Annotated in this window: 9 protein-coding genes and 1 pseudogene; 8 read left to right on the top strand and 2 right to left on the bottom strand. The window is 64.7% G+C overall.

All coding sequences use genetic code 11. From position 1 onward, the window contains the following. Positions 1-62 precede the first annotated feature (62 nt). From gdhA to MKP15_RS16600, 3 genes are all read left to right on the top strand, one after another. Positions 63-1412, top strand: a complete 1350-nt coding sequence (gdhA, locus tag MKP15_RS16590) for an NADP-specific glutamate dehydrogenase (protein ID WP_240213470.1) — start codon at positions 63-65, stop codon at positions 1410-1412. 308 nt (positions 1413-1720) lie between these two features. Then, a complete protein-coding gene (locus MKP15_RS16595) occupies positions 1721-2428 on the top strand; it encodes a hypothetical protein (protein WP_240213471.1) in 708 nt (235 codons plus the stop codon). 73 nt (positions 2429-2501) lie between these two features. Further along, a complete protein-coding gene (locus MKP15_RS16600) occupies positions 2502-3143 on the top strand; it encodes a hypothetical protein (protein ID WP_240213472.1) in 642 nt (213 codons plus the stop codon). 1341 nt (positions 3144-4484) lie between these two features. On the opposite strand, the gene MKP15_RS16605 is transcribed toward MKP15_RS16600, so the two are convergent. Both MKP15_RS16605 and prmC read right to left on the bottom strand, forming a co-directional pair. Continuing rightward, a complete protein-coding gene (locus MKP15_RS16605; RefSeq protein ID WP_240213473.1) occupies positions 4485-4706 on the bottom strand; it encodes a SymE family type I addiction module toxin in 222 nt (73 codons plus the stop codon). A 253-nt stretch (positions 4707-4959) separates the two neighbouring features. Continuing rightward, positions 4960-5808, bottom strand: a complete 849-nt coding sequence (gene prmC, locus MKP15_RS16610; RefSeq protein WP_345778736.1) for a peptide chain release factor N(5)-glutamine methyltransferase — start codon at positions 5806-5808, stop codon at positions 4960-4962. Positions 5809-6113: 305 nt separating this feature from the next. On the opposite strand from prmC, the gene ahpC reads away from it, so the two are divergent. The 5 genes and pseudogenes from ahpC to MKP15_RS16635 all read left to right on the top strand — a co-directional run. Then, positions 6114-6677 carry an alkyl hydroperoxide reductase subunit C gene (gene ahpC, locus MKP15_RS16615; RefSeq protein ID WP_104939538.1) on the top strand — a complete coding sequence of 188 codons (564 nt, stop codon included), beginning with the start codon at positions 6114-6116 and terminating at the stop codon, positions 6675-6677. A gap of 223 nt (positions 6678-6900) precedes the next feature. Next, positions 6901-8493, top strand: coding sequence for an alkyl hydroperoxide reductase subunit F (gene ahpF / locus MKP15_RS16620; RefSeq protein WP_104939539.1), 1593 nt, complete (start codon positions 6901-6903; stop codon positions 8491-8493). 305 nt (positions 8494-8798) lie between these two features. Continuing rightward, on the top strand, positions 8799-9704 hold the full coding sequence (locus MKP15_RS16625) for a LysR substrate-binding domain-containing protein (RefSeq protein ID WP_240213474.1): 906 nt from the start codon (positions 8799-8801) through the stop codon (positions 9702-9704). 334 nt (positions 9705-10038) lie between these two features. Then, a complete protein-coding gene (gene rnk / locus MKP15_RS16630) occupies positions 10039-10464 on the top strand; it encodes a nucleoside diphosphate kinase regulator (protein WP_054667508.1) in 426 nt (141 codons plus the stop codon). A gap of 34 nt (positions 10465-10498) precedes the next feature. Further along, a pseudogene (locus tag MKP15_RS16635) lies at positions 10499-10625 on the top strand (transaldolase family protein); the annotation flags it as partial.

Raw genomic sequence — 10625 nt, forward strand, 5'->3', positions numbered from 1 at the left:
CCCCGGGCCGCGTCTTTCGTTATGGCTGTCCTGTTGTTGTCCTTTCCCCACCTTCAGGAGGAATGCCCTTGAACCACCGCAGTCCCGACGCGTTCCTTGCGTACGTCGCCCGCCGCGACCCTGACCAGCCCGAGTTCCTGCAGGCGGTCAAGGAAGTCACCTTCAGCCTCTGGCCGTTCCTGCAGCAGCACCCGCAGTACGCGCGGCATGGCCTGCTCGAACGCCTGGTGGAACCGGAACGGGTCATCCAGTTCCGCGTGGCCTGGGCCGACGACAGCGGCCGCACCCACGTCAACCGCGCCTTCCGCGTGCAGCACAGCGCGGCCATCGGCCCGTTCAAGGGCGGCATGCGCTTCCACCCCTCGGTGAACCTGTCGATCCTGAAGTTCCTGGCCTTCGAGCAGACCTTCAAGAACGCGCTGACCACCCTGCCCATGGGCGGCGGCAAGGGCGGCGCGGACTTCGACCCCAAGGGCAAGAGCGAGGGCGAGGTGATGCGCTTCTGTCAGGCGCTGATGCTGGAGCTGTACCGCCACCTCGGCGCGGACACCGACGTGCCGGCCGGCGACATCGGCGTGGGCGCGCGCGAGGTCGGCTTCATGGCCGGCATGATGAAGAAACTCAGCAACGACGCCGCCTGCGTATTCACCGGCAAGGGCCTGGCCTACGGCGGCAGCCTGATGCGCCCGGAAGCCACCGGCTACGGCACCGTCTACTTCGTCGAGCAGATGCTGCACCACGCCCGCCGCGAAACCCACGGCGCCAGGGTGCTGATCTCCGGCTCCGGCAACGTCGCCCAGTTCGCCGCGCTCAAGGCCGCCGAACTCGGCGGCAAGGTCCTCACCTTCTCCGACTCCGGCGGCACCCTCTACGCCTACGACGGTTTCGACGAACAGGCCATGCACGACGTGATGGCACTGAAGAACGAACGCCGCGGCCGCCTGGCCGAGCTGGCCGGCGACAAACGCTTTGAATTCCTCGAAGGCCGCCGCCCTTGGCACATCCCGGCCGACATCGCCCTGCCCTGCGCCACCCAGAACGAGCTGGACGAAACCGACGCCCGCACCCTCGTGCACAACGGCGCCCTGTGCGTGGCCGAAGGCGCCAACATGCCCTCCACCCTGGAAGCGGTGGACGTGTTCCTGCAGGCCGGCACCCTGTACGCCCCCGGCAAGGCCAGCAACGCCGGCGGCGTCGCCACCTCCGGCCTGGAAATGAGCCAGAACGCACTGCGCCTGTCCTGGCGCCACGCCGACGTGGACGAACGCCTGCACGTGATCATGAAGGAGATCCACGCCAACTGCGTGCAGCATGGCAAGCGCGCGGACGGCAGCGTCAATTACGTTGATGGCGCGAATATCGCGGGGTTCGTGAAGGTGGCCGATGCGATGTTGGCGCAGGGGTTGTATTGAGGTTTGCTGGTCCCTTCTTCTGGTCGGAAGAAGGGACACCGCCGGTCCCGATCAAAGCAAATCATCCCTTCAAGCGCTTGAGCGCTTGCGTTATGCCGAGCGAGTCGTGGCGTAACCGATATGCCCGCGAACGCGCGGTGTTTGCCGTCGGCCGTGGGACCGCACCAAACCCTCACCCATTCCAAGTCATTGATATCTATAGCATCAACGCATCTTCACATCAGCACCAGAAAGCGGGACACTTGGGTACCGCCACGATTAGGCGGCCGAATAGGCGTTAGCCCACCACCCAGCATAGTTGAGGTCGAATGAATAAGATCAACACAAAGAAGATCATCTCCGACTTCTCTGGTCGCATCGATGCCAAGCGAGCATCGTTCGACCGCTTGGTTGTGCATGTTGCTGGCACGCCGACAGAGTTTTCAGATCTGAATTTCCTGTGCGAGAACTATCTCGCATCGATCTACGTGGAGTTTGAGTGCTTAGTTTCAGACCTGTTCCACGGGTACATAAACAACAGCAACAAGACGTACCTGTCCAGCATCGAAGCAAAGATCAAGAACTCTATACGCGATAAGTATTCCCCGTGGCATGCGTCGCACACAAGCTTTGTCGGCCCAAAGCATATTGCGTCTGCTCAGCTCTCCAAGCTTCTTGATCCAACCAGTTGGAACGTCACCTTTAAAGACATGGCCGCTATGCAGTTACGAGCCAAGGAGTGGCTAGCACCAGCCCATGAAAAGGCGTTCTCTACTATCTCAACTTCGGATGTAGCCCTAGTTGATGCAGCACACGCAATCCGAAATTGCATTGCCCACAACAGTGAGAGTTCTCGTAAGGTCATGAACACCAAGGTTCGCGCCGTTGTCACTGGGCCTACATGCACAAACACGGGCCTCGGAATCGGCGCCAACAACGTCAACTCAATTGGCAAGTATCTTCGCGCTGCGACGCCCGGTGGCACCCGGATAGGCGTGTACTCAGACAGACTGAAAGCCGTCGGGGTGTCGTTGTGAGGCGGGCTAACAATTCATTCAAGCCGACGCCGCTTCGCGGCGCGGCTTAATTCAGGCGTCAGGGCGCACATCAATGGTCACTCGGTCCATGGATGAAATCCGTAGTGGGTACATCTCCGAGATGGGGCAAGAGCTTGGGGCCAGCTTCTATGAACTGTACCGAAAGCTCGTGGAACTTCACGTTCTTTGGCAACAGTACCGCCAGCTTTTCGGCGGCGACGCTGACACGGTCCATCTGCTTAATCGGACCTCTGGCCTGTTCTTCAAAATCGTTCAAGACGAGCTGTGGGACAGTGTTCTATTGGGTGTCTCTCGGATGACGGACCCGCCAACCACAGGCAAGAAGAAAAATCTTACAATCCAGTCTCTACCTCCGCTAATCTCCGATACAAAGTTGAAGGGCGAGGTGCAGGATCTCTGCGACAAGGCGTTGGTTGCAGCAGAGTTCGCCCGCGAGCATCGAAACAAGCGCATCGCTCATCAGGATCACGACTACCTCAGCAATCGCAACTCCGATCCTCTAAGCGGCATTAGCAGGACCTTGGTGGAGGAAATGCTCGCTGCACTAAGAGCCGTCTTGAATCGCCTAGATCTGCATTTTCGAGACAGCACCGTCATGTACGAAGAGTTCGTGGATGAGAGTGGAGCAAGGCTCCTAATCCACAAACTGAGAAAGCTAGAGCGACTTCAGGGTGCGGCCGCAAGTGCGCCCTAACAATTCATTCAAGCCGACGCCGCTTCGCGATGCGGCTTAACTCACATGTTAGAAGGCGCAGACGGATGCAGGCTCCATTCCCGAACATGCTGCTTCCCCCGGACCTCACGTACGAGTTCCTTGGCACTTTCGCGCGGTGCGAATACGCCCTCAAGGGCTCAGGATTCGCCCGGGGCGGAGGTAACTCAGTAGAAGCCAACTGGGACGCCTTCGCTGCAAGTATCGACTGGCACTTTCGGCGAGTGAAAGACACTGCATTCAAAGAGGCTGTGGCCTATCTCCTGACCGAACCGCCGAGAAAGCAAGTTCTTAAGGATGGGCGAGTGGGCTGGAAGGATTCACCCCCAGACGCCAATCTGGCGAAAGCACAACAGACATTGCTAATGGTTCGCAGGGTTCGGAATAACCTCTTCCACGGCGCAAAGGTCTGGTCACCTGAGTACATGAACCGCGACCGGGACATAAGGCTTGTTAGAGCAGGGATTCTTGTTTTGGATCGCTGCATTAGGCTCAATAGTGAGGTACGCATTTCCTACGAAGTAGGTGCCTTCTAACAATTCATTCAAGCCGAAGCCGCTTGGCGGCGCGACTTAATTCAGACGTTAGGCCACTCACAATGAAGTCGCTAGTCACGGTTTGCGCTGATTTAGGATCAGTTGCTAAAGGCAACTTTGGCTGGTGGTCGTCCCTGCAGGAATGCGGCAATAGACCGTCAGATCTTGCCAACCACGTCGCGGCAACTCTCAGCTCCGGCACTCCCGTTGCGCTCGGATTTGAGTGCCCACTGTTTGTACCTCTCTGGCAGGACGAGCTGCTCTTGACAAGCGCCCGTCCGGGCGAAGGCTCTCGTCCTTGGAGCGCTGGCGCCGGTTGCGGCTCGCTGACGACCGGCTTGGTTCAAGTCGCGTGGGTACTTCAAGAGATACGGCGACAGGTCACAGACGAAACACGGGCGTACCTGTCTTGGGATGATTTCACCACAAGCGGCTCCGGCCTGTTTCTGTGGGAGGCTTTCGTTTCGGGAAAGGCAAAGGGAGAAAACCACACTGCAGACGCAATGCTTGGGGCAATGGCTTTTATTCAATCACTGCCGGATCCGCCACTAGTTAATTCCGTCGTTTGCAACTCCGGTGTTTACTCGCTCATAGGCGCAGCATTACTTCGCTCAAATTGGTCCACTGACACTCAACTACTACAGGAACCATGCCTTGTAGTTCGCGCCAGTGCGGCCTAACAATTCATTCAAGCCGATGCCGCTCCGCGGCACGGCTTAATTCAGGCGTTGGACTTATATCGACAGATGCCTTAGGCAGGCATTGCCCGCCCAAGGCATGAAGCAAGCTACTCCTCAGCAGCAATCACGATGCCGCGCCGGGTAACTATCACCCGCGCGTTCTGGCCGACTTTGAGGCCGGCGGCCTCCAGCCAGTCGCCGCACAGTCGCAGGTAGGGCACCTGCCGGGGCTTGAAGCGGCGGTCCTTTTCCTTGGCGCGGCTTTCGTAGTACTGGCAGCCGACTTTCAAGGTGCGCGATTTGAGCGGGGTTCCGACCTGCTTGGTCATGACGATCTCCTAGTATTCGTTGAATGATCAACGCCGCCTCCTGTTGAGAGAGGCGGCCAGGCGCTTCAACACGGTACTAGGTCCGCCCGCAGATTTTCCCTTTCGGGTGTTGTATAGCTGCGCGCCGCCCGGCCATAGGGGTGAACCATGGCATAAAAACGAAGCCGCATGGCTTTCGGGCGCGGCGACCGCCTAGTAAAGGTGTGTTGAGCACCTGTGGCGATCTGACCACCGCACGCCAGCAGGGTCAACGTCAGGCAATCCCCCGCAGCCGCCCCAGGGTTACCCGATCCCGCTGCTCCAGGTCCTGCACGGTTTCCACTTCGCCGAAGCCGCCCTGCTCCAGCAGCGCGCGGATGGCCGGGCCTTGGTCCCAGCCGTGTTCGAGCAGCAGCCAGCCGCCGGGGACGAGGTGGTCGGGGGCGCCGGCGATGATTTCGCGGATGGCGTCCAGGCCGTCGGCGCCGGAGGCCAGCGCCGGCGGCGGTTCGAAGCGCAGGTCGCCCTGCTGCAGGTGCGGGTCGCCGGCGGCAATGTAGGGCGGGTTGCTGACGATCAGGTCGAAGCGGTCCGCGCCCAGCGCGGCGTACCAGTGGCCGCGGCGGAACCACACGTTGTCCAGGCCATGGGCCTGGGCGTTCTTCACCGCCACGGCCAGGGTGGGGCCGAGCAGGTCGGTGGCCATCACCGTGGCCAGCGGGCGTTCGCTGGCGATGGACAGGGCGATGGCGCCGCTGCCGGTGCCCAGGTCGGCGACGCGGGCCATGTGGTCGGGCGGCAGCCGCGCCAGCGCCTGTTCCACCAGCAGCTCGGTTTCCGGGCGCGGGATCAGGGTGGCGACGTTGACCTGCAGGTCCAGGGTCCAGAAGCCGCGGCGGCCGGTGAGGTAGGCCAGCGGGTGGCCTTCGGCGCGGCGCTGCAGCAGCAGTTCGAAGCGCCGGCGGGCGTCGTCGTCCACCGGGTCGGTGGCGTGGGCGAACAGCCAGGCGCGGTCCACGCCCAGTACGTGCAGCAGCAGTTGTTCGGCCTCGTGCCGGGCGTCCTCGCCGGGCAGCCGGGCGGCGCCTTCCCGCAACAGCGCGGCAACCTGGGGGGTGGACACTTCACTACCTCTTCGCGGGACGTTTCCGGGACCGGGAGGATAGTCACCCGGCCTGCCGCTGCCTACCGCGGCGGCGCCGGCCCGGGATCGAGGCTGCCTATGCCGCCCGTTCAGGTTTGGGCCAGATGCTGGCTTGGAAAGCCGGAAAACGCGCCCGATATCGGGGTGAGGGCCCGCTGCCGGGGCCGAATCAATAGCCAATACCTATTGATGCGATGCATTCAATTCATTTGTTTTATTAGGCACTGCCTATTAGCCTGTGTTCCACGGTTCACCACCCGTCCCTTCAACCAAGAGGAAGTTCCATGTCCCTTATCAACACCCAGGTCCAGCCGTTCAAGGTCAACGCCTTCCACAACGGCAAGTTCATCGAAGTCACCGAGGAAAGCCTGAAGGGCAAGTGGTCGGTGCTGATCTTCATGCCGGCGGCCTTCACCTTCAATTGCCCGACCGAGATCGAAGACGCGGCCGAGCATTACGCCGAGTTCCAGAAGGCGGGCACCGAGGTCTACATCGTCACCACCGACACCCACTTCTCGCACAAGGTGTGGCACGAGACCTCGCCGGCCGTGGGCAAGGCCAAGTTCCCGCTGATCGGCGACCCGACCCACCAGCTGACCAACGCCTTCGGCGTGCACATTCCGGAAGAAGGCCTGGCCCTGCGCGGCACCTTCGTGATCAACCCGGAAGGCGTGATCAAGACCATGGAAGTGCATTCCAACGAGATCGCCCGTGACGTGTCCGAGACCCTGCGCAAGCTGAAGGCCGCCCAGTTCACCGCCGCGCACCCGAACGAAGTGTGCCCGGCCAAGTGGAAGGAAGGCGAAAAGACCCTGACCCCGTCGCTGGACCTGGTCGGCAAGATCTAAGCGCCGGCAACCGGTGGAGGGAATCAGCAGGCAGTAGCAGCCAGGTTCCGCTCCCTGCACTCCCACCCCGCCCTGCGGCGGGTGTGGGGGTGAACCGAAGCCGCGCCGCGCCAGCCCGTGGTTCTGCCCGCCAGGCGCGGTTTCGGTTCACCCCTACTTTCCCGGCGGGTTGCCCTGGCAACCGCGTCCTCCCCCCGTTTTGCCTCGAACAAGGAGTTGCGCCGTGCTCGACGACACCCTCAAGACCCAGTTGCAGCAGTACATGGGCCTGCTGCGCCAGCCGCTGCGGCTGATCGCCTCGCTCGACGACAGCGCCGCCAGCACCGACATGCGCAGCCTGCTGGCGGACATCGTGGCCGCCGGCAACGGCAAGATCAGCCTGGACACCACGGGCAGCGATGCGCGCCGGCCGTCGTTCGTGATTGCCCGCGAGGGCGAAAGCCACGGCGTGCGCTTTGCTGGCCTGCCGCTGGGCCACGAATTCGAATCGCTGGTGCTGACCCTGCTGTGGACCGGCGGCCATCCGCCGAAGGTGGCGCAGGAGGTGATCGACGGCATCAAGGCGGTGGACGGCGAGTTCGCCTTCGAGGTGTACATGTCGCTGACCTGCCACAACTGCCCGGACGTGGTGCAGGCGCTGGCGCTGATGGCCATCGTCAACCCGAAGATCAGCACCACGGTGATCGAGGGCGGCGCGTTCCAGCAGGAAGTGGAGCAGCGCCAGGTGATGGCGGTGCCGATGGTGTTCCAGGGCGGCGAGATGTTCGACTCCGGGCGCATGACGCTGGAGCAGATCCTGGCGCGGCTGGACACCGGCGCGGCCAGGCGCGAAGCGGCGAAGATCGCCGCCAAGGACCCGTTCGACGTGCTGGTGGTGGGTGGTGGCCCGGCCGGCGCGGCCGCGGCGATCTACGCCGCGCGCAAGGGCATCCGCACCGGCGTGGCGGCCGAGCGCTTCGGCGGCCAGGTGCTGGACACCATGGCCATCGAGAACTTCATTTCGGTGCAGTACACCGAGGGCCCGAAGCTGGCCGCGGCGCTGGAGCAGCACGTGCGCGAGTACGAGGTGGACATCATGAACCTGCAGCGCGCCACCCGGCTGGTGCCGGCCGGTGCCGATGGCCTGGTGGAAGTGGAGCTGGAGAACGGCGCGTCGCTGAAGTCCAAGAGCGTGATCCTGTCCACCGGTGCGCGCTGGCGGCAGATGAACGTGCCCGGCGAGGACGCGTACCGCAACAAGGGCGTGGCCTACTGCCCGCACTGCGACGGCCCGCTGTTCAAGGGCAAGCGCGTGGCGGTGATCGGCGGCGGCAACTCCGGGGTCGAGGCGGCCATCGACCTGGCCGGCATCGTCAGCCACGTCACCGTGTTCGAGTTCGACAGCAAGCTGCGCGCCGACCAGGTCCTGCAGGCCAAGCTGCACAGCCTGCCGAACGTGACCGTGGTGCTCAACGCGCAGACCACCGAGGTGCTGGGCGACGGCCAGAAGGTTACCGGCCTGGTGTACACCGACCGCGTCGGCGGCGATTCGCACCGGGTGGAGCTGGAAGGCATCTTCGTGCAGATCGGCCTGCTGCCGAACACCGAGTGGCTGCGTGGCACGGTGGAGCTGAGCCCGCGCGGCGAGATCGTCATCGACGAGCGCGGCCAGACCAGCGTGCCGGGCGTGTTCGCCGCCGGCGACTGCACCACGGTGCCGTACAAGCAGATCATCATTGCCATGGGTGCCGGCTCCACCGCGGCGCTGAGCGCGTTCGACCACCTGATCCGCACGTCGGCACCGCAGCCGGCGCCGGCGGTGGCGGAGACCGCCTGATGTTCACCGCCCCTCTCGCTTTGCGGTGAGAGGGGCGGTTTGCGAACCCCGGCTTCGCGGCCCGCCGAACGCCCTTGCGCCAGCGCAGGGGCCGGGACACGGGGCGGAGGCCGGGGTGAAGGCAAGGCGCAGCGCCCTGTGCTGTCTGCATGCACGACGCTGTGCCCCTGCCCTCATCCGCCCCTGCGGGGCACCTGCATGCGGCGCATCCCCGTGCCGCACCCTCCGGGCGGCTTTGCCGTGCGGCCTGGCCGCCCTGCCAGGCTGTCTGCCGACGGAGCAGGAAACAACGTTCGGAGGCCGGAATGAACCTGCGTGACCTCAAGTACCTGGTGGCGCTGGCCGAGCACAAGCACTTCGGCCGCGCAGCGGCGGCGTGTTTCGTCAGCCAGCCCACGCTGTCCACCCAGATCAAGAAGCTGGAGGAAGAGCTGGGCGTGCCGCTGGTGGAGCGCGCGCCGCGCAAGGTGATGCTGACCCCGGCCGGGCGCGAGGCCGCCGCGCGCGCGCGCGGCATCGTGGCCGAGGTCGAGCAGATGAAGGAGGCCGCGCGCCGCAGCCGCGACCCGGAGGCCGGCACCGTGCGCCTGGGCATTTTCCCCACGCTGGGGCCGTACCTGCTGCCGCACGTGGTGCCGGCGATCCGCGCGCGCTTCCCGCAGCTGGAACTACTGCTGGTGGAGGAAAAGAGCGACGTGCTGTTGACCCAGCTGCGCAACGGCCAGCTCGATGCGGCGCTGCTGGCGCTGCCGCTGCACGACGACCAGCTGCATGCCGAGTTCCTGTTCGAGGAGCCGTTCGTGCTGGCCGCGCCCGACGGCCACCCGCTGGCCGCGCACGCCACGCTGCGCATGGCCGACCTAGCCGACCAGCGCCTGCTGCTGCTGCAGGACGGCCACTGCCTGCGCGACCAGGCGCTGGATGTCTGCCACCTGGCCGGGGCGCTGGAAAAATCCGAATTCCAGGCCACCAGCCTGGAAACGCTGCGGCAGATGGTCGCGGCCGATGTCGGCGTCACCCTGCTGCCGATGCTGGCGGTGAAGCCGCCGGTGGCGCGCTCGCAGAACATCCGCCTGCTCGGCTTTGCCGGCGACGACGCGCCCAGCCGGCGCATTGCCATGGTCTGGCGCCGCAGCTCGGCAATGAGCGAGTTCCTGCAGCAGCTGGCGGGCATTTTCCAGCGCCTGCCGCCGGACCTGCTGGCCCTGTAGGCGCCGGCCTGGCTGCGCGGCGCGGCGGCCCGGCAGGCCTGTGCCGGGCGCGCCCGGCAGCTACCGGCACGCCAGGCCGTGCGGGCGCGCGCCGGGCCATGGATCCGGCGCTGCGCCCGGTGTGGAGCCGTGCCCGCAACGCACCCGTCCGCGTGCCCGCGTGCCACCTGCGCGCGCCTGAACCGGGGCCGCCGGCGCATTGCAACGCCGCCGCCCCGCCCCCATGATCGGGGTGGGTCGCATCCGTTCCACAATCCCCGCACAATAGGCCCCGGGCGGTGCCGCATTGGCGCCGCCTTTTGCATGTCTCTCAACAATTGCAGGAGTTTTTTCCATGCCGACCAACAGCGGCCTGCCGCCATCGATCGTCGTCTCCAGCCGTGACATGGCCCGCCTCGAGGCCATGCTCGATTCCCCGGCCCTGAGCCGGCACCCGGCCGCCGTCGCCCTGTCCCAGGAGCTCGAACGCGCGCAGGTGCTGCCGCCGGAGGAAATCCCCGCAGGCATCGTCACCATGCATTCGCGCGTGGACTGCGTGGACGAACTGCACGACGAACAGCATTCCCTGACCCTGGTCTATCCGCACGAGGCGGATTTCGACAAGGGTCGCGTCTCGGTGCTGGCGCCGGTGGGCAGCGCCCTGCTGGGCCTGTCCGTGGGCCAGACCATCGACTGGACCGCCCCCGGTGGCCGCCAGCTGCGCCTGCGCGTGACCGCCGTCCACTACCAGCCCGAAGCCGCGGGCGATTTCCACCGCTGAGCGCCGTGCGCCGGCCCCGCAACAGGAACCTGCAATGACCCGATCCAAGCTCGCCCAGCTGCGTGAACTGTCCGTCGTGGTCGCCGATACCGGCGACTACGACGCCATCAAGCGCCTGCGCCCGGTCGACTGCACCACCAACCCGACGCTGGTGCGCAAGG

The sequence above is a fragment of the Stenotrophomonas sp. Y6 genome, assembly GCF_022436665.1.
Classification (GTDB): Bacteria; Pseudomonadota; Gammaproteobacteria; order Xanthomonadales; family Xanthomonadaceae; genus Stenotrophomonas; species Stenotrophomonas acidaminiphila_A.